Below are 18,483 nucleotides of genomic sequence, written 5' to 3'. Positions count from 1 at the left end.
GATGCGGGTCCCGGGGCGCCCTGACACGGTGGGGGCGTGGATCCACGGGACCTGCCGCCCCCCAGGTGTAGGTCTCGGAGGGCGGCGCTGTCAATAGTTTGTACTTACATTCGGACCTGCTTGTGAAATGATGTCTTAACAAAGTATTGACAGCGGGCGTGGCAAGGACTTGGATCCCGTGGCATCGCAACAGTCCGTTTGCGGCATCATGATCCGGACTCCGTAAGGCTCCGGGACCACGGATCCTCGTGATCCCCTCCCTTTCCCCCGCAGTAGCACAGTGAGGTGCCAGGAAAGATGGACCGCTCTTCTCACCCCCGCTCCCGCAGGTTCGCGCCCGTCGTCGCCGTGGCCGCAGCGGCGGCCCTGACCCTCGCCGGCTGCTCCAGCAGTTCCGGGGGCAAGAAGTCCGAGGAAGGCGCCGCGAACGCCTCCGCCGGCAAGGCGACCACGCCCCGCATGACCGTCGCCCTCGTCACCCACCAGGCCCCCGGTGACACCTTCTGGGACACCGTCCGCAAGGGTGCCGAGGCCGCGGCCGCCAAGGACAACATCAAGCTCGTCTACTCCGCCGACCCGAACGCGGGCAACCAGGCCAACCTGGTCCAGAACGCGATCGACCAGAAGGTCGACGGCATCGCGGTCACCCTCGCCAAGCCGGACGCGCTCAAGGGCGTCATCGGCAAGGCCGAGAAGGCCGGCATACCCGTCGTCGGCCTCAACTCCGGCCTGAGCGACTGGAAGAAGCTCAACCTGCTGGAGTTCTTCGGCCAGGACGAGTCCGTCGCGGGCGAGGCCTTCGGCAAGAAGCTGAACGAGGTCGGCGCCAAGAACGTCCTCTGCGTCATGCAGGAGCAGGGCAACGTCGGCCTGACGCAGCGCTGCGACGGCGTGGCGAAGACCTTCGAGGGCAAGGTCGACCCGCAGAACGTCAACGGCACCGACATGCCGTCCGTGAAGTCGACGATCACCGCCAAGCTCAAGCAGGACCCGTCCATCGACTACGTCGTCACCCTGGGCGCGCCGTTCGCGCTGACCGCGGTGCAGTCGGTCTCCGACGCCGGCAGCAAGGCGAAGGTCGCCACCTTCGACCTCAACAAGGACCTGATCAAGTCCATCAAGGCCGGCGACATCCAGTTCGCCGTCGACCAGCAGCCCTACCTCCAGGGCTACCTGGCCGTCGACGGCCTGTGGCTCTACAAGAACAACGGCAACTACAGCGGCGGTGGTGAGCAGCCCGTGCTGACCGGCCCGGCCTTCGTCGACAAGTCCAACGTCGACAAGATCGGGGAGTTCGCCGCGAAGGGCACCCGGTGATGAGCATGACCCAACAGGCTGCGCCGGCGGTGGACACACCGCCGGCCCCCGGCCAGAAGCAGTCCGACGGCCGGACCCGGCAGCGCCCGCTCGCCCTGCGGCTGCTCGCCCGGCCCGAGGTCGGCGTCTTCCTCGGCGCCGTGGCCGTGCTCGTGTTCTTCCTGTTCGCCGCGCCGCCCGTGCGCGACGGCAGCTCGATGGCGAACATCCTGTACCAGTCGTCGACCATCGGGATCATGGCCCTGCCGGTCGCGCTGCTGATGATCGGCGGCGAGTTCGACCTGTCCGCCGGTGTCGCCGTGATCACCTCGGCGCTGACCGCGTCGATGCTCAGCTACCAGCTGACCATGAACGTCTGGGTCGGCGTCATCGTCGCCCTGCTCGTGTCGCTGGCGATCGGCGCCTTCAACGGCTGGATGCTCGTCAAGACCGGCCTGCCGAGCTTCCTGGTCACCCTCGGGACGTTCCTGATCCTGCAGGGCGTGAACCTCGCGGTGACCAAGCTGGTCACCGGCAACGTCGCCACCGACGACATCAGCGACATGGACGGCTTCACCCAGGCGCAGAAGCTCTTCGCCTCGACGTTCGAGGTCGGCGGGGTCAACGTCAAGATCACCGTGGTGTGGTGGCTGGTGTTCGCCGCGCTGGCGACCTGGGTGCTGCTGCGCACCAAGTACGGCAACTGGATCTTCGCCGTCGGCGGCAACAAGGACTCCGCACGGGCGGTCGGCGTGCCCGTGACGTTCACCAAGATCTCCCTGTTCATGCTGGTCGGCTTCGGCGCCTGGTTCGTCGGCATGCACCAGCTGTTCTCCTTCAACACCGTGCAGTCCGGCGAGGGCGTGGGCCAGGAGCTCATCTACATCGCCGCGGCCGTCATCGGCGGCTGCCTGCTCACCGGTGGCTACGGCTCCGCGATCGGCCCGGTCTTCGGCGCCTTCATGTTCGGCATGGTGCAGCAGGGCATCGTCTACGCCGGCTGGAACCCCGACTGGTTCAAGGCCTTCCTCGGCGTGATGCTCCTCGGCGCCGTCCTCATCAATCTGTGGGTCCAGCGCACGGCGACCCGGAGGTGACCGCGATGACCAGCAACGAAACCGGCACCCACGGTGCCGTCCTGAAGGACACCCCGCCCGCCGGGGACCGCCCGCTCGTCGAGCTGCGCGCCGCCGGCAAGTCCTACGGCAACATCCGCGCCCTGCACGGCGTCGACCTGGAGGTGTACCCCGGCAAGGTCACCTGCGTCCTCGGCGACAACGGCGCCGGCAAGTCCACCCTCATCAAGATCGTCTCGGGGCTGCACCAGCACACCGAGGGCGAGTTCCTCGTCGACGGCGAACCGGTGCGCTTCTCCACCCCGCGCGAGGCCCTCGACAAGGGCATCGCCACCGTCTACCAGGACCTCGCGGTCGTCCCGCTGATGCCGGTGTGGCGGAACTTCTTCCTCGGCTCCGAGATGACCAAGGGCCCCTGGCCGCTGCGCCGTCTCGACATCGAGCGGATGAAGAAGACCGCGGACGAGGAACTGCGCGCCATGGGCATCGTCCTGGACGACCTGGAGCAGCCCATCGGCACGCTCTCCGGCGGTCAGCGCCAGTGCGTCGCCATCGCCCGCGCCGTCTACTTCGGCGCCCGCGTGCTCATCCTGGACGAGCCGACCGCCGCCCTCGGCGTCAAGCAGTCCGGCGTGGTCCTGAAGTACATCGCCGCCGCCCGCGAGAAGGGCCTCGGCGTCATCTTCATCACCCACAATCCCCACCACGCCTACATGGTCGGCGACCACTTCAGCGTCCTGCGCCTGGGCACGATGGAGCTGTCCGCCTCCCGTAGCGACGTCTCCCTCGAAGAGCTGACCAACCACATGGCCGGCGGCGCCGAACTCGCCTCCCTCAAGCACGAGTTGGCGCAGGTCCGCGGCGTCGACGTCGACGAGCTCCCCGAGGAGGGGGACCTCACCGCACCCGTAGCCACGTCCTCGGAAGGAAAGTCCTGACATGGCCCTCGCGCTCGACCGCATCCGGGTCGGCTCCGCCCCCGACTCCTGGGGCGTCTGGTTCCCCGACGACCCCCAGCAGGTGCCCTGGGAACGCTTCCTCGACGAGGTCGCCGAGGCCGGCTACTCCTGGATAGAACTCGGCCCCTACGGCTACCTGCCCACCGACCCGGCCCGGCTCACCGACGAGGTGACCAAGCGGAACCTCCAGGTCTCCGCCGGCACGATCTTCTGCGGTCTGCACCGCGGCCCCTCCGAGTGGGACTCCACCTGGGAGCAGGTCAGCCGGGTCGCCGCCCTCACCCAGGCGATGGACGCGAAGCACCTGGTGGTCATCCCGTCCTTCTGGCGGGACGACAAGACCGCCGAGATCCTGGAGCCCCCGGAGCTCACCACCGAGCAGTGGCGCAACCTCACCACCGGCATGGAGCGCCTCGGCCGCGAGGTGAAGGACAGGTACGGCCTGGACATCGTCGTCCACCCGCACGCCGACACCCACATCGACACCGAGGAGCACGTCGAGCAGTTCCTCGACTCGACCGACTCCGACCACGTCAACCTCTGCCTGGACACCGGGCACTACGCCTACTGCGGCGGCGACAGCGTCAAGCTGATCGAGACCTACGGCGAGCGCATCGGCTACCTGCACCTCAAGCAGGTCGACCCGGAGATCCTCGCCGACGTCGTCAAGAACGAGGTCCCGTTCGGCCCGGCCGTCGCGCGCGGTGTGATGTGCGAACCGCCCGCCGGCGTCCCCGAGCTGGGCCCCGTCCTCGCGGCCGCCCAGAAGCTCGGCGTGGACCTCTTCGCCATCGTCGAGCAGGACATGTACCCCTGCGAACCGGACAAGCCGCTGCCGATCGCGGTGCGCACCCGCAAGTTCCTGAGGTCCTGCGGCGCCTGACGACCCGAAAGGACGGCCATGACCGAGCGCGCCACCGTGGGAGTCGCAGTCATCGGTACGGGCAGGATGGGCGCCGACCACGTGCGCCGTCTCCACGACGTCGTCAGCGGAGCGCGGGTCGTGGCCGTCGCCGACGTCGACGCGGAGCGCGCGAAGGCCGTCGCCGCCCGCGTCGACGGCTGCGCCGCCCACTCCGACCCGGCCGCCGCGCTGGCGGCGGACGGCGTCGACGCCGTCCTGATCGCCTCCCCGGGCCCGGCCCACGAGGCCACCCTGCTCGCCGCCTTCGAGCGCGACCTGCCCGTCCTGTGCGAGAAGCCGCTCACCCCCGACGCGGCCTCCGCCCTGCGCGTCCTCGAAGCCGAACTGCGCCTCGGCCACCGCCGGGTCCAGGTCGGCTTCATGCGCCGCTACGACCCCGAGTACGCGAAGCTGAAGGCGCTGCTGACGACCGGTCAGCTGGGCCGCCCGCTGATGCTGCACAACCGGCACCGCAACGTCGCCAGCCCGCCCTTCTTCACCAGCTCCATGCTGATCAGCGACTCCGTCGCCCACGAGGCCGACGCGACCCGCTGGCTGCTCGGCCAGGAGATCACGGCCGTCACGGTGCTGCGCCCGACGCCGTCGGCCAACGCCCCCGACGGGCTGCGCGACCCGCAGTTCGTCGTCTTCGAGACGGACGGCGGCGCCCTCTCCGACGTGGAGATCTTCGTCAACTGCGGCTTCGGCTACCAGGTCCAGGCCGAGGTCGTCTGCGAACGCGGCACCGCCCGCATCGGCGACGGCCACGCCCTGGTCACGAACATGGCCGGCCGCTGGGGCGGCACCATCGCCCAGGACTGGACGGAACGCTTCGAGACGGCCTACGACCGAGAGCTCCAGGCCTGGGTCGACGCCACCCGCCGCGGCGAGGTCACCGGCCCGAGCGTCTGGGACGGCTACGCCGCGTCGGCGGTGTGCGAGGCGGGCGTCCGGGCCCTGGAGGACGGCGGCCGCGTCGAGGTCCAACTGGTCGACAGACCCGCGCTGTACGCGTGAGAAAGGGGCCCGGGGACGAACTCCGGGCCCCTTCTCACGCGTGCGCGCCTCAGCCCCGCGTACGCGGCCGGGGCTCGAAGCCGGCCCGTCGGTAACAGGCGTCGATGAGCTCCATCGTCGTCACCGCGTCGTCCGCGTCCAGCGGCAGCGGCGCGCCCTCCCGCACCCGGGCCGCGAACGCCTCCAGCTGGTACGCGTACGACGAGCGCGTGCCGAGCCGCTCCGTCCGCTCGCCCTCCGGGGTGCGGACCACGACCCGGTCGTCCAGGTGGGGCAGCACGAAGTTCGGGGCGGTCGCCTCGCCCCGGGAGCCGACGATCCGGATGCTCATGTCCAGCCCGTCGTACGCCATGTGGCAGCGGGCGGCGCCGGTGGCTCCGCCGGGGAACTCCAGGTCGGCGTCCAGCCACTCGTCGACCCCGGGGGCGCCGGCCCGCTCCCCGCCCCGGGCCCCGGCCAGGCGCGGCGGCCCGCCTGCCCAGGGTGCGAGCACGCGCAGCGCGTGCAGGCTGTAGCAGCCCAGGTCCATCAGGGCGCCGCCGGCCAGCGGCAGCGACCAGCGCGGGTCGGTGTCCGGCGGCGCGGCGATCGCGACCATGGCCTCGACGTGCCGCAGTTCGCCGAGTTCGCCCGAGGCCAGCAGCTCGTGCAGGCGGCGGGTGACCGGGTGGAAGAGGTAGTGGAAGGCCTCCATGAAGACCGTCCCGGCCTTCTCGGCGGCGGCCCGCACCTCCTTCGCCTCCTCGGCGTTGCTCGCCGACGGCTTCTCCGACAGCACGTGCTTGCCGGCCGCGAGGGCGGCCAGGTTCCACGGTCCGTGCAGCCCGTTGGCGAGCGGGTTGTAGACGACGTCGACCTCCGGGTCGGCCACCAGCTCGGCGTACGAGCCCGCCACCCGCTCCACGCCGTGCTCGGCGGCGAACGCCTCCGCCCGGGCGCGGTCGCGGGCGGCCACCGCGACGAGGCGGTGGCCGGTCGCCCGGGCCGGGTCGATCAGGGAGCGTTCGGTGATCCGCGCCGCCCCCAGCACACCGATGCGCAGGGGTTCCGGGCCCTTCTCGCTCATGCCTGGCGTACCTCCTCGATGGTCACGGGGCGGTGCTCGTGCAGCGACAGGGTGCACGCGTCGGCGATCCAGCCTGCCTCCAAGGCGTCCTCGATCGTGCAGGGGGAGGGGCGGCTGCCGGCCACGACCTCGGTGAACGCGGTCAGTTCGGCGCGGTAGGCCGCGGTGAAGCGGTCCATGAAGAAGTCGTGCGGGGTGCCCGCCGGGAAGGTCACGCCCGGCTCGACCGAGCGCAGCGGCAGCTTGTCCTCCAGGCCGACGGCGATGGAGTCGTCGAAGCCGTGGATCTCCATGCGGACATCGTAACCACGGGCGTTGTGGCGGGAGTTGGAGACCACCGCGATCGTGCCGTCGTCCAAGGTGAGGATCGCGCCGGTGGTGTCGGCGTCGCCCGCGTCCTTGATGTACTCGGCGCCGCGGTTGCCGCCCACGGCGTACACCTCGGTCACCTCGCGGCCGGTCACCCAGCGGATGATGTCGAAGTCGTGCACCGAGCAGTCGCGGAAGATGCCACCGGAGGCGGCGATGTACGCGGCCGGCGGCGGCGCCGGGTCCAGGGTGGTCGAGCGGACCGTGTGCAGCTTGCCGAGCTCGCCGCCGCGCACGGCGGCGCGGGCGTTGACGAAACCGGCGTCGAAGCGGCGGTTGTACCCGATCTGGATCGGCACACCCTTGCCCTGGACGGCCTTGAGCACCTCGACGCCCTCGGCCATGGTCTTGGCGACGGGCTTCTCGCAGAAGACCGGGACACCGGCCTCCACACCGGCGAGGATCAGCGCGGGGTGGGCGTCCGTGGCGGCCGCGACGACGATCCCGTCGACACCGGCGGCCAGCAGCGCCTCCGGCGAGTCCACGACGTCGGCCCCGAACCGCTCGGCGGCGGCCTTGGCGGCGTCCGCGAACGGGTCGGTGACGACGAGCGACTCGACGGCGTCGAGCCCGGACAGGGTCTCGGCGTGGAAGGCACCGATGCGGCCGAGGCCGAGGATTCCAATACGCATGGGGGTGTTGCTCCTAGCTGGTGAGACGGGGGGAGGAGGGTGGAGGAGGGTTTCTTGCGGGAGGTGTCAGTCGAGTCCGCCGAGCACGTTCTGGTCCCAGTCGATCACCGACCCGGTGACGACCCCGGACCGGTCCGACAGCAGGAAGACCACGAAGTCGGCGATCTCGTCCGGCTGGCCCAGCTTGCCCATGGGCAGCTTCGCGGCGGCTTCCTCGCGCCAGTCGTCCCCGGCCCCGTGGAACGTCTTCTGCGTGGCGTCCTCGCCCTCGGTCGCCGTCCAGCCGATGTTGAGGCCGTTGATCCGGACCCGGTCCCAGCGGTGGGCGTGCGCGGCGTTGCGGGTCAGGCCGATCAGACCGGCCTTGGCGGCGACGTACGGCGCGAGGAACGGCTGCCCGCCGTGGGCCGAGGACGTGATGATGTTGACGACCGTGCCGGGCGCCTTGCGCCCGACCATGTCCGCGACGGCGGCCTGCATCGCGAAGAACGGCGCCTTGAGGTTGATCGCGATGTGCTGGTCGAACAGCTCCGGCGTGGTGTCGAGCAGCGTCCCGCGGGACGTCAGCCCCGCCGAGTTGACCAGGCAGTCGACCCGGCCGAACGCGCCGACGACCTCGGCGACCGACGCCTTCGCCCGCTCGGCGTCCGCGAGGTCGGCCCGTACGAACATCGCCTTGCCCCCGGCGGCGGCCAGCTCGGCCACCAGCGCCTCACCGGGCTCCGGACGCCGCCCGGTGACGGCCACGACCGCCCCCTCGCGGACCGCGGCCCGCGCGATGGCCGCGCCGACGCCCTGGCTGCCGCCGTTGACCAGGACGACCTTGTCGTGGAGAAGTCCCATGGAATTCCTCAGCTCTCTCGCCGCTCGGCGGCGGCCGTCAGCTCCGCCCGGAGCGCCTGCGGCGTCCAGTCCTCGCGCAGCGCCCGCCGCAGCAGATCCGCCTGCGAGGGCGGGGCCAGGCCGTCGACCGGCGGGTCGCTGTCGAGGTTGGTCGGGAAGGGGTAGCCCTCGGCGCTCGCCGCGATCACACGGTCCAGCCACGCCTGGTCGGCACCCTCGGCGCGGCGCTTGAGCAGCACCGGGTACACCGCGTTGGCGACGGCCTCCCGGTCCACCGTCTCCATCGCGCGCCCGAACGCCGACGACACCTGGAGCAGGTTGGCCATGCGCCGGATGTCCGCCGAGCGGTTGGTGCCGGCGGCGTGGAACAGCGCCGGGTTGAAGAAGACCGCGTCGCCCTTCGCGAGCGGCAGCTGCACGTGGTGCGCCTCGAAGTACGCCCGGAACTCCGGCCGCCGCCAGGCGAGATAGCCCGGCTCGTACTTCTGCGAGTGCGGCAGGTACATCGTCGGCCCGGACTCCACGGGCATGTCGCAGTGCGCGACCGCCCCCTGGAGGGTCAGCACGGGGGAGAGGCGGTGCACGTGCGCCGGGTAGGCGGCGGCCACCTCGTCGGACAGGAAACCCAGGTGGTAGTCGCGGTGCGCGGTCTGCGCGGCGCCGCCCGGGTTGACCACGTTGAGCTGGGAGGTGACCTGGTAGCCGGGGCCCAGCCAGGCCGTCGAGACCAGCGCGAGGACCTCGTTGGCGTAGTAGTCGGCGAACGCCTCCGCGTCGTAGAGGGCCGCCTTCTCCAGCGCGTTCCACACCCGGTCGTTGGCACCCGGCTTGGCGAAGTGGTCCCCGGCGGTCGCGCCCGAGGCGCGCTGCTCGGCGATCAGCCCTTCGAACACCGCGGTGGCCCGGTCCACCACCTCCGGATCGGGAAAGGCACCGCGGAAGACGACGATGCCCGGTCCGTCGTCGAGCGCCCGCACCAGCTCGGCCTGGACCACGCGGTCGCCTTCGAGCAGGCCGGCGTCGTAGACCGGCACGTTCCGCTCGACGGCACAGGCGTGCGGGTAGTCGGCGGGATCGGTCGCCTGCTCGACCAGCGCGCGGAACGCGTCGAGATCGCAGTCGTGCTCGGACAGCCAGGCACGGCGGGACAGGGAAGTGATGGACATCGTCGTCCCTTCGGGGTCACGGACCGACGCAGCCCTGTCATTCTTGTCAGTACAAACCCCTCGAACAACCAGCAGCGGTCCATCAAAAACCCTTCAAGGAGGCGAGGCGTGGGCCACCCCTTCCCGATCCGGGAGATCGCACGTCAGGCGGGCCTGAGCGAGGCCACCGTGGACCGGGTCCTGAACGGCAGGGGAGGCGTGCGCGAGAGCACCGCGCGGGAGGTCCACCAGGCCATCGCGGACCTCGACCGGCAGCGCACCCAGGTCAGGCTCGTGGGCCGGACGTTCATGGTCGACATCGTGATGCAGGCGCCGGAGCGCTTCACGACCGCGATCCGGGCCGCTCTGGAGGCCGAGCTGCCGTCGCTGCACCCGGCGGTGCTGCGCTCCCGCTTCCACTTCCGGGAGACCGGCCCGGTCGGGGAACTGGTGCGGACCCTGGACCGGATCGGCCGGCGCGGCTCGCAGGGCGTGATCCTCAAGGCCCCCGACGTCCCCGAGGTCACCGCCGCCGTCGGCCGGCTCGCGGCCGCCGGCATCCCGGTCGTGACGCTCGTGACGGACCTGCCCGCGAGCGCCCGCCTCGCCTACGTCGGCATCGACGACCGGGCGGCGGGCGCGACGGCCGCGTACCTCATGGGGCAGTGGCTGGGGGAGCGGCCGGGCAACATCCTCACGAGCCTCAGCAGCGGCTTCTTCCGCAACGAGGAGGAGCGCGAGATGGGCTTCCGCAGCGCCATGCGGGCCCGGCACCCCGAGCGCACGCTGGTCGAGATCGCCGAGGGCCAGGGGCTGGACGCCACCCAGTACGACCTCGTCCGGGCCGCGCTGGAACGCGACCCGGACATCCGCGCGGTGTACTCGATCGGCGGCGGCAACATCGCCACGCTGCGGGCCTTCGACGACCTCGGCCGTGCCTGCGCGGTGTTCGTCGCGCACGACCTCGACTACGACAACACCCGGCTGCTGCGCGAGCACCGCCTGTCCGCCGTGCTCCACCACGACCTCCGCCAGGACGTGCGCGAGGCCTGCCACACCGTCATGCGCGCCCACGGCGCCCTGCCCCCGGCGGGGCCGACCCTGCCGTCGGCGATCCAGGTGGTGACGCCGTACAACATGCCGCCGCAGGCGACGGCCGTGTGACCGTCGCCCGCGGCGGCAGCGGATCAGCGGGACAGCGCGGGGCGCCCGGCGCTGCGGTAGGCCGAGACGCCGACGGCCAGCAGCCAGTAGCTGAGGAGGGCGCCCATCGAGGCCGTCGAGCCCCAGCCGTTCGCCGCGTAGAAGTCGGCCGGGTCGTTGCCGAAGAACAGCGACGGCACGAAGGCCAGGTTGACCGCCGCGAGGACGTACGCCGACCGGCCGGTCCAGCGCGGCAGCAGCTTCGCGCGGGTGAGGACGAGGCCCACCGCGGTCAGGAACAGCGCCAGCATCAGCCGGGAGATCGACCCGTAGAGGATGTACGTACCGCTGACCTCGATGGTCGGGTCGATCGTGCGGTCGCTGGCGATGACCTCGCCGGCCTCCAGGCCGCTGGAGACCAGGACGACCGTCGCGTAGACCAGACCGGTGGCGAAGGCCAGGGAGCCGGCCCAGTCGTACGCCGGACCGACCCGCCTGACCAGTTCGCGGAAGGCCGTCACGAACACCACCAGAGACGCGAGCGCCACGATCTGGATCAGCAGCCGGGCCAGGACGTTGGAGTCCGGCGGCGGCCCCGAGTAGACGAAGTACAGGGGCACCCCGATGATCAGGGCGACCGCGGCGGTGATGCCCGCGAGGCCGGTCAGGCGGCGGAAGAAGGATTCGGACACGGCAGTCCCCCGAGAGGTCGGTGTGGCTGGTTCCGGCGGATTCCCCGGTACCGAGAAGCCTGCCGTCTCCGGGACTCGCCGTCCCTGGGCCTGGGCGCCGGATCCACGGTGGTCCTGAGGACACCCCCGGGCGGTCCCTACACGGTCTCCCAGGTGCCGCTCGCGACCGACCGGCTCATCGCGTCCAGCGCGGCGGCGCTGCGCACGGCGTCGTCGAGCGTCGCCCCGTGCGCGGTGCCCTCGGCGACGGAGGTCAGGAAGCGGTACGCCTCGATGACCTTCAGGTCGTCGTACCCCATGGCGTTCGCCGCCCCCGGCTGGAACGCGGCGAACTCGCCGTGCCCCGGGCCGACGTACACCGTGCTGACGGACTGGTCCTGGTACGTCGTGCCGCGGCTGATCCCCAGCTCGTTCATGCGCCGGAAGTCCCAGAACACGGCCCCCTTCGTGCCGTGCACCTCGAAGCCGTAGTTGTTCTGCTCGCCGACCGAGACCCGGCAGGCCTCCAGCACCCCGCGCGCCCCGGAGGCGAAGCGCAGCAGGCAGCTGACGTAGTCCTCGTTCTCGACCGGGCCCAGCTCGCCCGAGGCGCGGCTGTGGCCCGCCGTCGCCCCGGTCGGGCGGGCCCGCTCCGGGAGGAAGACCGCCGTGTCGGCCGTGAGGGACGTGATGTCGCCGAGCAGGAACCGGGCCAGGTCCGCGCCGTGCGACGCCAGGTCGCCCAGCACCCCGCTGCCGCCGCGCTCCCGCTCGTAGCGCCAGGTCAGCGCGCCCTCGGGGTGGGCCGCGTAGTCGCTGAACAGCCGGACGCGGATGTGCGTGACCGTGCCGATCTCCCCGGAGGCGATCAGCTCGCGGGCCGCCTCCACGGCCGGCGCGTTGCGGTAGTTGAAGCCCACCGTGCCCCGCACGCCCGCCTTGGCCACCGCGTCCGCCACCGCGCGGGCGTCCTCGGCGGTCAGTCCCACCGGCTTCTCGATCCAGATGTGCTTGCCCGCCTCGGCCATGGCGACGCCGATCTCACGGTGCAGGAAGTTCGGCGCGGTGATGCTGACCGCCTTCACCCGAGGATCGGCGGCCACCTCGCGCCAGTCGCGGGTCGTCGAGGCGAAGCCGAACTGCGCGGCGGCCTCCTCGGCCCGGCCCGGCACCTCCTCGGCGACCGCCACCAGCTCCGGAACGAGGGGCAGCCGGGGGTAGTGGTGCCGCACGCGCGCGTACGCCTGGGTGTGCACCCGACCCATCCAGCCGAATCCGACGACGGCGACGCCGAGCGTGTCCACCATGAGAGCCCCTCTTTGGACCGTTCCACAACCTGTCCAGCCCACCCTGAGCGCGGTTTCCCGTCGCTGTCAACCCTTTGACAAGCCCGCGCCCCTCATGGAACGGTCCATGTCATGAGAGCGCCGACCATCCGGGACGTCGCCGAACGGGCCGGCGTCTCCAAGTCGCTGGTCTCGCTGGTGCTGCGCGGCTCCGACCAGGTGCGCCCCGAGAAGCGGGAAGCCGTCCTGCGGGCCGCCCAGGAACTCGGCTACCGGCCCAACGCCGCCGCGCGCAGCCTCAGCGAACAGCGCAGCCGCACGGTCGGCGTCCTCCTGAACGACCTGCGCAACCCCTGGTTCGTCGACCTCCTCGACGGCCTGAACTCCCTCCTGCACGCCGGCGGCCTGCACATGCTGCTGGCCGACGCCCGCCTCAACCGCCGCACCGGCCAGGACCCGGCCGATCCGCTGCTGGACCTGCGCGTCGACGGCCTGGTCGTGGTCGGCACCCTGCCCGACCCCGCGGCCCTCGGCGCCGTCGCCGCGCGCATGCCGGTCGTCCTGGCCGGTGCCCGCGAGCCGGTGCCGCCCGGGGTGGACCGGGTGGCGGGCGACGACGAGCAGGGCGCCCGGCTGGTCACCGAGCACCTCATCGGCCTGGGCCACCGCCGCATCGCGCACCTGGCCGGCTACGGGGCCGTCGGCGAACTGCGCCGCCGCAGCTTCGAGGCGACGATGCGGGCACACGGCCTGGCGGACCGGGCCGTCGTCGAGACCGGCGACATGACCGAGGAGGGCGGCTACCGGGCGACCGTCCGCCTCCTGAGCCGCCCCGACCGTCCCACCGCCGTCTTCGCCGTCAACGACATCACCTGCGTCGGCGCCCTGTCGGCGGCGGAGGAGCTCGGGCTGCGCGTCCCGCACGACGTGTCCGTCGTCGGCTACGACAACACGAGCGTCTCCCGGCTGCGCCACCTGTGGCTCACCACCGTCGACAACGCCGGTCACGAGGTCGGCCGCAGGGCCGCCCGCTTCCTCCTCGACCGCTTCGAGCGGCCGGAGGGCGCGGGACGGCTCCACCTGGCCGCGCCGACGCTGGAGGTCCGCGGGACGACGGCGCCGCCGGCCTGACCACCCGCCCCTTGGTTGACCGGACAACAGAGTTGCCGGGGGCGGCACTTCCCGGACTCGCGAGCCCCGGGACACGGCGATAGGCTTTTTCCACGAGCGTCACCTCCGGTCGGCCCGCCCCGAGTTGGCGGTTCCCGGCCACCGCGGCCGTCACGCGGCCGGCGCCCAGGGACGCGCACCCGCTCGCGTCGAGCGTTCTGCCGGCCCGCCCTCCACACCCGTCGAGGAGGCCCGTCATGGGACGTGACGTACGGGAGGGACTGCCGCTCGCGCCGCCGGAGAAGGGGCACCCGCCCAGTGCCGCCGAGCGTTTCGTGCCGGTGAGCGGCGAAGCGGCGGGCAGGGCGCCGGAACGGCTCACCGCCGTGCCCGTCCAGTCGGTGTCGGCGGACGCGCTGCGGGACACGGTCGAGGCCCTGGCCGCCTTCCCCACGCGGCACACCTTCTCGCCCTTCGTCGGGCCCGCCGCCGACGAGGTCGTGCACCGGCTGACCGCGGCCGGGTACACCGACGTGGCCCGGCGCACCTGGACCAACGCCGGGCACAGCGCCGACAACGTGATCTGCACCAAGCCCGGCACACAGACCGGCGGCCCCGTCGTCCTCGTGTGCGCCCACTACGACTGCCGCATGGAGGACCCGCGCGACGCGGAGACCCGGGCGCCGGGCGCCGACGACAACGCCAGCGGCGTGGCCGCGGTCCTCGAGATCGCCCGGCTCCTCGCGCCGGTCGCGCTGACCTCGACGATCCGGTTCGTGGCGTTCTCCGGCGAGGAACAGGGACTGTGGGGCTCCTCGGCGTACGCCGGCGAACTGCGGGCTGCGGGGGCCGACGTCCAGCGCGTCGTCAACCTGGACATGGTGGGCAGGCCTCCGGCGGACGGCTCGGTGACGGTGGAACGCGACCTGGGCAACGCCGTGCCGGGCAACGACGCCGCGTCGGCTGCCTTCGCCGCCGTGCTGGCGCAGGCGGCCGCGGACCACACCGCGCTGCCGGTCCGGCTCGGCCCCATCTACGCCAGCGACTACATGCCGTTCGAGGCGCGGGGCGACGTGACGATCGGCGCGTACGAGGGGGAGGGGAACCCGCACTACCACCGGACGACCGACACCCCCGCCACGCTCGACTACGCCTACCTGGCCGACGTCACGAGAGCCGCTCTGGCGACCCTGCTCGCCACCTGACGCCCTCTCCGCCCACGTGCGGACAGACCGCCCGATGTCCGTCTCGGTCGGTCTCGGCCCGTCTCAACCCCTATGCCCTGGTCGGGAGTTCCCGCCGACTCGCGTATTGTTTGCGGCATATGCCCGGCCGTTGGGAAGGCCGGGGCGTACGAGTGCGCGGCGAAGGGGGAGCAGCAGGTGGACGACACGCGGCACCGACCCGTCCGGCGAGCCGGACCGACCGGAGGCGCCGTCCCGGCACTCCTGGCCGTCGCGGCCTGCGCCGGACACGCGACCAAGGCGGGCCTGCCCTGGTGGGCCGTCCTCGCCGTGGCCGTCTCGACGGTGGGCCTCGCCGGCTGGACAGGGGCGCAGATCGGCCGCCGGCGCGGACCCAGGGACGAACCCCCGGAGCCCGTCGAGCCGATGCCCGGCCCGTACCCGCTGCGCACCCCCCGCCCCCAGGGGAGCGAAACCGAGTCCCCGCTCCATATGCGGTAGGGTTGACCTGCGCGATCACGCGGTTCACCCGCGCGAGGCGCATCGGGACGTGGCGCAGCTTGGTAGCGCACTTGACTGGGGGTCAAGGGGTCGCAGGTTCAAATCCTGTCGTCCCGACCGGGGAAGGCCGGACGTGAGAGGCCGCATCGGAGAGATCCGATGCGGCCTCCGCGCTTTCCGGGCGCGGCGGGCACGCCCTCGGTCGGCGGAGAGGCCCGCGCGATCAGCCGGCACATGGCGTGGTCGAGGACGTCACCCACCCCCATGGGTGACGTCCTCGACCGCTCCCCCGGTGCCGGACTGTGGCTCAGGTGTCCGCGCGGTGCGTGTGTGCCGTCACCAGCACATCACCGCCGTCTCGCCGGAACCCCAGGCGGAGTACAGGCGTACGCGGACGACGTAGCGGCGGCCCTTGACGAGCCGCACGGCGATCGTGGCGTTGTGCGGAGTTCCCCCGTCGTCCCGGCCGGCGAGGTAACGGGGCTCCCCGTCCCGCTCCTCGAAGACCACGACGACGGCGTCACTGTCGCCGAAGGTGCCCAGCGTGTACGTGCGGGTCTCCGGCGGATCGACGACGAAGTCGGCCTGTTCGCCCGGGCCGAGCCCGAGCGGCGCCGAGCGGAACGGCACCAGCGCGGGCGGCGCCGGGTCCGCCGGCGGATACCAGCGGAGCACGAACTCCTTGTCGGCGGCGGACAGGGTGCCGGGCGGGTGCAACCCCGCGCGGTACCGCTCCGGCTCCAGGACCAGCCCCGACGAGAACGGGAACTCCATGATCGACTGCGGGTCCCAGACGGAGCCGTTCGCCTCGTCCGGGTCGAGCTTGCGCAGGACGTTGTAGTGCGTCCTCTCCCGGCTCCAGTGGTTCGGCGGGCCGGCCATCTCGGCGTACACGGCCTCGTCGTCCCAGTGGATGCCGGCGAACGGGCTCTGGTGCTCGTGCAGCATGCCGAGCGCGTGCCCGATCTCGTGCAGGGCCGTCGCGCGTTCCCCCGGCGCGGTCAGGTCCCAGCCGAAGTTCATGGTGCGCTCGTGCAGTCCGGCCGACAGCGCCTCCCGGCCCACCGCGGACCAGGAGCCGTCGCCGGGCTGGAACCCGATGCGCAGTTCGGCCTCGCAGCGGTCGTCGACCTCGGCGAAGGTGACGCCGATGCCGAGGTCCTGCCACTCCCGGAAGCACCCGCGCACGACGTCCCGCTGCTCCTCGGCACCCGCCCAGGACACCCGCCGCGTCATCCCCGCCCCCGGCACGGGGATGACGGACGCGTCGCTGTCACCGTCGAAGAACCAGTAGTGCAGAACGGTGCCGTTGACCCACATCCGCCGTCCGCCCGCCAGCGCGCTCAGCCGCTCGGCCGCCAGCCCCGGTGCGAAGGCGGGCGCCGGCGTCTGAGCCAGCGAGCAGTAGCGTGCGGTCATGGGCCACAGCCTGCCGTGCGGCCCGTCCCGGGCGCCTGAGTCGGGGGCTACTCAAGTCGCCCTGTATCAGAACTGAGTAACCGCGCTCATGTCTGTGTGACGACTTACGAACGGGACGCGACGACGCTGGAGCTGCCCTGGCCGTTCGCCGGGCGGGAGGACGAACTGGAGCTGGTCCGCCGGTCCCTGGCCGGCCCGCACCGCGGCATCGTGGTGACCGGCCCGGCGGGCTGCGGCAAGACCCGCCTCGTCACCGAGGCGATCCGCGGCACCGGCTGCGCCCGGGCCGCGGGCACGCCCGGGAGCCGCGGCCTGCCCTACGCCGCGTTCGCCCACCTGCTGCCCGAGTCGGTCACCCCGCACCGCGCGGTCCGGCTCCTGTCCGACGTCCGCACGCTGCTGGTGGACGACGCGCACCTGCTCGACGACGCCTCCGCCGCCCTGGTCCACCAACTCGCCGTGCACGGCCGCACCCGCCTGCTGGTGGTCGCGACGGACGGCGCCCCGGTGCCCGGCGCGATCTCCCGGCTGTGGACCGGCGACCTCCTGCCGCGCCTCACCCTCGAACCGCTCCCCGAGGAGGAGACCGCACAGCTCCTCACGGCCGGCGCCGGACCTCTCGAACCGCTCACCGCCGACCGGCTGCGGCGCCTGAGCCGGGGTGACCTGCGGCTGCTGCGCGACCTGCTGGACGCCGTGCGCGGCCTGCTGACCCCCGTCCCCGGCACCGAGGAGCGGGCCTGGCGCGGCCCGGTGCCGCTGACCACGGCCGTGCGCGAGCGCACCGCCCACGTCCTCGGCCGCACCTGCCCGCGCGAACGCGAGACCCTCGACCGCCTCGCCTTCGCCGAGCCCCTCCCGTCGGATCCGGACGACCTGGACCTCGGGGCCCTCGAAGTCCTGGAGTCCGACGGCCTGGTCCACGTCGACGACCTCGGAACCGTCCGGCTGGCCCACCCCCTGTACGGCCCGGCGCTCAGGGCCGCCGCCGGCAGGCTCCGGGCACGCCGCCTGGCCCGGACGCCCGACGCCTACGCCCACGCCCTCGACGCCGAGGCGGCCGCGCTGTCCCACCGGATCGGCCAGGACGACGTACGGGCGACGCCCACACCCGTGGGGGAGTGGCTGGTCGCCGAGGGCGGCCCGCTGCCCGGCGGGTACGCCGCCTTACGCGCCCGGTACGCCCGCCTGCGGGGGCGGACCAGGGAAGCGGCCGCCTGGGCGCGAGAGGGGCTCGTACACCACCCCGGGGACGCGGCGTGCCGGGAGGAACTCGCCCGCGCCTCGGCCCTGTCCGGGGATCCGGTGGCCGACAGGGCCGGGGACCTGGACCTGGAGACCCTCACCGACCCCTACGACGCCGTCCGCCTCGGCGCCCCCGAGAAGGTCATCGACCGGCTGAGCGGCGTGTTCGCCCGGCACGCCGACGCGCTCACCCGCGCCGACGGCCCGGCCCTGGACGCGGTGGCCGAGGAACTGGAGCGGCGGGGCTTCACGCTGTTCGCCGCCGAGGCACACGCCCAGGCCGTGCGCGCCCACCGCGACCCGCGCGCCGCCCGCCGCTCCCGCACCCGGGCCGTCGCCCTGGCCCGGCACTGCCAGGGCGCCCGCACACCCGCGCTGTCCGGACTGGTCCTGGGCGAACTCACCGCCCGGCAGCGGCAGATCGTCACCCTCGCGGCGGCGGGCCTGAGCAACCGGCAGATCGCCGAACGCCTCACCCTGTCCATCCGCACCGTCGGCAACCACCTGTACAGCGCCTACGCCCGGCTCGGCGCGAGCGACCGCGGCGCCCTGCCGTGGCTGACGGAACTGCCGCACGCCCAGCCCGCCTGAGGCGCGGCGGACCGGCGGCCTGACCC

The 18,483-nt window shown here is 72.6% G+C and carries 17 protein-coding genes and 1 tRNA gene; 11 read left to right on the top strand and 7 right to left on the bottom strand.

Translation table 11 applies throughout. The annotated features are described in order from the left end of the window. Positions 1 to 297: 297 nt before the first annotated feature. From ABZ948_RS17745 to ABZ948_RS17725, 5 genes are read left to right on the top strand one after another with little or no spacing between them, the layout of a single operon-like run. Positions 298 to 1,317 carry a sugar ABC transporter substrate-binding protein gene (locus ABZ948_RS17745; protein WP_359760523.1) on the top strand — a complete coding sequence of 340 codons (1,020 nt, stop codon included), beginning with the start codon at positions 298 to 300 and terminating at the stop codon, positions 1,315 to 1,317. Next, positions 1,317 to 2,393, top strand: coding sequence for an ABC transporter permease (locus ABZ948_RS17740; protein WP_037770422.1), 1,077 nt, complete (start codon positions 1,317 to 1,319; stop codon positions 2,391 to 2,393). The genes ABZ948_RS17745 and ABZ948_RS17740 overlap by 1 nt, the downstream gene beginning before the upstream one ends. A 5-nt stretch (positions 2,394 to 2,398) precedes the next feature. Next, positions 2,399 to 3,310: an ATP-binding cassette domain-containing protein gene (locus ABZ948_RS17735; protein ID WP_359760521.1), complete on the top strand. Its 912-nt coding sequence runs from the start codon at positions 2,399 to 2,401 to the stop codon at positions 3,308 to 3,310. Position 3,311: 1 nt separating this feature from the next. After that, positions 3,312 to 4,214: a sugar phosphate isomerase/epimerase family protein gene (locus tag ABZ948_RS17730; RefSeq protein ID WP_359760519.1), complete on the top strand. Its 903-nt coding sequence runs from the start codon at positions 3,312 to 3,314 to the stop codon at positions 4,212 to 4,214. 18 nt (positions 4,215 to 4,232) lie between these two features. Then, the gene (locus ABZ948_RS17725) at positions 4,233 to 5,252 is read left to right on the top strand and encodes a Gfo/Idh/MocA family protein (RefSeq protein ID WP_359760517.1); all 1,020 of its coding nucleotides are present in this window, start codon (positions 4,233 to 4,235) and stop codon (positions 5,250 to 5,252) included. A 49-nt stretch (positions 5,253 to 5,301) separates the two neighbouring features. Here the strand turns inward: ABZ948_RS17725 and ABZ948_RS17720 are convergent, their stop codons facing one another. From ABZ948_RS17720 to ABZ948_RS17705, 4 genes are all read right to left on the bottom strand, one after another. Further along, complete coding sequence (locus tag ABZ948_RS17720; protein WP_359760515.1) at positions 5,302 to 6,318, bottom strand: Gfo/Idh/MocA family protein; 1,017 nt, start codon at positions 6,316 to 6,318, stop codon at positions 5,302 to 5,304. Then, entirely contained in the window at positions 6,315 to 7,319 is a 1,005-nt protein-coding gene (locus ABZ948_RS17715; RefSeq protein WP_359760513.1) for a Gfo/Idh/MocA family protein, read from the bottom strand. Before ABZ948_RS17715 ends, ABZ948_RS17720 begins: the two co-directional genes overlap by 4 nt. A 66-nt stretch (positions 7,320 to 7,385) precedes the next feature. Continuing rightward, a complete protein-coding gene (locus tag ABZ948_RS17710; RefSeq protein WP_359760511.1) occupies positions 7,386 to 8,162 on the bottom strand; it encodes an SDR family oxidoreductase in 777 nt (258 codons plus the stop codon). 8 nt (positions 8,163 to 8,170) lie between these two features. Then, a complete protein-coding gene (locus ABZ948_RS17705; protein ID WP_359760509.1) occupies positions 8,171 to 9,328 on the bottom strand; it encodes a phytanoyl-CoA dioxygenase family protein in 1,158 nt (385 codons plus the stop codon). A gap of 108 nt (positions 9,329 to 9,436) precedes the next feature. On the opposite strand from ABZ948_RS17705, the gene ABZ948_RS17700 reads away from it, so the two are divergent. Continuing rightward, positions 9,437 to 10,471 carry a LacI family DNA-binding transcriptional regulator gene (locus ABZ948_RS17700; protein ID WP_359760507.1) on the top strand — a complete coding sequence of 345 codons (1,035 nt, stop codon included), beginning with the start codon at positions 9,437 to 9,439 and terminating at the stop codon, positions 10,469 to 10,471. 23 nt (positions 10,472 to 10,494) lie between these two features. Here ABZ948_RS17700 and ABZ948_RS17695 read toward each other — a convergent pair whose 3' ends face one another. Together ABZ948_RS17695 and ABZ948_RS17690 are read right to left on the bottom strand one after the other, a co-directional pair. Continuing rightward, on the bottom strand, positions 10,495 to 11,142 hold the full coding sequence (locus ABZ948_RS17695; protein ID WP_359760505.1) for a hypothetical protein: 648 nt from the start codon (positions 11,140 to 11,142) through the stop codon (positions 10,495 to 10,497). Positions 11,143 to 11,279: 137 nt separating this feature from the next. Next, positions 11,280 to 12,428 (bottom strand): Gfo/Idh/MocA family protein, encoded by a 1,149-nt coding sequence (locus ABZ948_RS17690; RefSeq protein ID WP_359760503.1) that lies wholly within the window; start codon positions 12,426 to 12,428, stop codon positions 11,280 to 11,282. A 111-nt stretch (positions 12,429 to 12,539) separates the two neighbouring features. Here ABZ948_RS17690 and ABZ948_RS17685 point away from each other — a divergent pair, with 111 nt between their 5' ends. The 4 genes from ABZ948_RS17685 (at position 12,540) to ABZ948_RS17670 (ending at position 15,319) form a co-directional block, all read left to right on the top strand. Further along, positions 12,540 to 13,538, top strand: a complete 999-nt coding sequence (locus tag ABZ948_RS17685; protein WP_359760502.1) for a LacI family DNA-binding transcriptional regulator — start codon at positions 12,540 to 12,542, stop codon at positions 13,536 to 13,538. A 236-nt stretch (positions 13,539 to 13,774) separates the two neighbouring features. Next, positions 13,775 to 14,722, top strand: coding sequence for a M28 family metallopeptidase (locus ABZ948_RS17680; RefSeq protein ID WP_359760500.1), 948 nt, complete (start codon positions 13,775 to 13,777; stop codon positions 14,720 to 14,722). 177 nt (positions 14,723 to 14,899) lie between these two features. Next, complete coding sequence (locus ABZ948_RS17675; RefSeq protein WP_359760498.1) at positions 14,900 to 15,202, top strand: hypothetical protein; 303 nt, start codon at positions 14,900 to 14,902, stop codon at positions 15,200 to 15,202. A gap of 43 nt (positions 15,203 to 15,245) precedes the next feature. Further along, positions 15,246 to 15,319, top strand: a tRNA-Pro gene (locus ABZ948_RS17670). A 219-nt stretch (positions 15,320 to 15,538) separates the two neighbouring features. On the opposite strand, the gene absR1 is transcribed toward ABZ948_RS17670, so the two are convergent. After that, positions 15,539 to 16,621 carry a beta-glucuronidase AbsR1 gene (gene absR1 / locus ABZ948_RS17665; protein ID WP_359760496.1) on the bottom strand — a complete coding sequence of 361 codons (1,083 nt, stop codon included), beginning with the start codon at positions 16,619 to 16,621 and terminating at the stop codon, positions 15,539 to 15,541. 96 nt (positions 16,622 to 16,717) lie between these two features. On the opposite strand from absR1, the gene ABZ948_RS17660 reads away from it, so the two are divergent. Beyond that, positions 16,718 to 18,457: a LuxR family transcriptional regulator AbsR2 gene (locus ABZ948_RS17660; RefSeq protein WP_359760494.1), complete on the top strand. Its 1,740-nt coding sequence runs from the start codon at positions 16,718 to 16,720 to the stop codon at positions 18,455 to 18,457. Positions 18,458 to 18,483 lie beyond the last annotated feature (26 nt).

The sequence above is a fragment of the Streptomyces olindensis genome (genome assembly GCF_040645895.1).
In the GTDB taxonomy this organism is placed as follows: Bacteria; Actinomycetota; Actinomycetes; order Streptomycetales; family Streptomycetaceae; genus Streptomyces; species Streptomyces olindensis.
This window is presented reverse-complemented; position numbering and strand designations above follow the sequence as displayed.

What these genes read in the sequence shown, in the direction of transcription:
- ABZ948_RS17710 (WP_359760511.1), bottom strand. Translation starts at nt 8,162, where the DNA reads ATGGGACTTCTCCACGACAAGGTCGTCCTGGTCAACGGCGGCAGCCAG.
- ABZ948_RS17690 (WP_359760503.1), bottom strand. Translation starts at nt 12,428, where the DNA reads ATGGTGGACACGCTCGGCGTCGCCGTCGTCGGATTCGGCTGGATGGGT.
- ABZ948_RS17730 (WP_359760519.1), top strand. Translation starts at nt 3,312, where the DNA reads ATGGCCCTCGCGCTCGACCGCATCCGGGTCGGCTCCGCCCCCGACTCC.
- ABZ948_RS17715 (WP_359760513.1), bottom strand. Translation starts at nt 7,319, where the DNA reads ATGCGTATTGGAATCCTCGGCCTCGGCCGCATCGGTGCCTTCCACGCC.
- ABZ948_RS17725 (WP_359760517.1), top strand. Translation starts at nt 4,233, where the DNA reads ATGACCGAGCGCGCCACCGTGGGAGTCGCAGTCATCGGTACGGGCAGG.
- ABZ948_RS17720 (WP_359760515.1), bottom strand. Translation starts at nt 6,318, where the DNA reads ATGAGCGAGAAGGGCCCGGAACCCCTGCGCATCGGTGTGCTGGGGGCG.
- ABZ948_RS17705 (WP_359760509.1), bottom strand. Translation starts at nt 9,328, where the DNA reads ATGTCCATCACTTCCCTGTCCCGCCGTGCCTGGCTGTCCGAGCACGAC.
- absR1 (WP_359760496.1), bottom strand. Translation starts at nt 16,621, where the DNA reads ATGACCGCACGCTACTGCTCGCTGGCTCAGACGCCGGCGCCCGCCTTC.
- ABZ948_RS17740 (WP_037770422.1), top strand. Translation starts at nt 1,317, where the DNA reads ATGAGCATGACCCAACAGGCTGCGCCGGCGGTGGACACACCGCCGGCC.
- ABZ948_RS17685 (WP_359760502.1), top strand. Translation starts at nt 12,540, where the DNA reads ATGAGAGCGCCGACCATCCGGGACGTCGCCGAACGGGCCGGCGTCTCC.
- ABZ948_RS17735 (WP_359760521.1), top strand. Translation starts at nt 2,399, where the DNA reads ATGACCAGCAACGAAACCGGCACCCACGGTGCCGTCCTGAAGGACACC.
- ABZ948_RS17680 (WP_359760500.1), top strand. Translation starts at nt 13,775, where the DNA reads ATGGGACGTGACGTACGGGAGGGACTGCCGCTCGCGCCGCCGGAGAAG.
- ABZ948_RS17745 (WP_359760523.1), top strand. Translation starts at nt 298, where the DNA reads ATGGACCGCTCTTCTCACCCCCGCTCCCGCAGGTTCGCGCCCGTCGTC.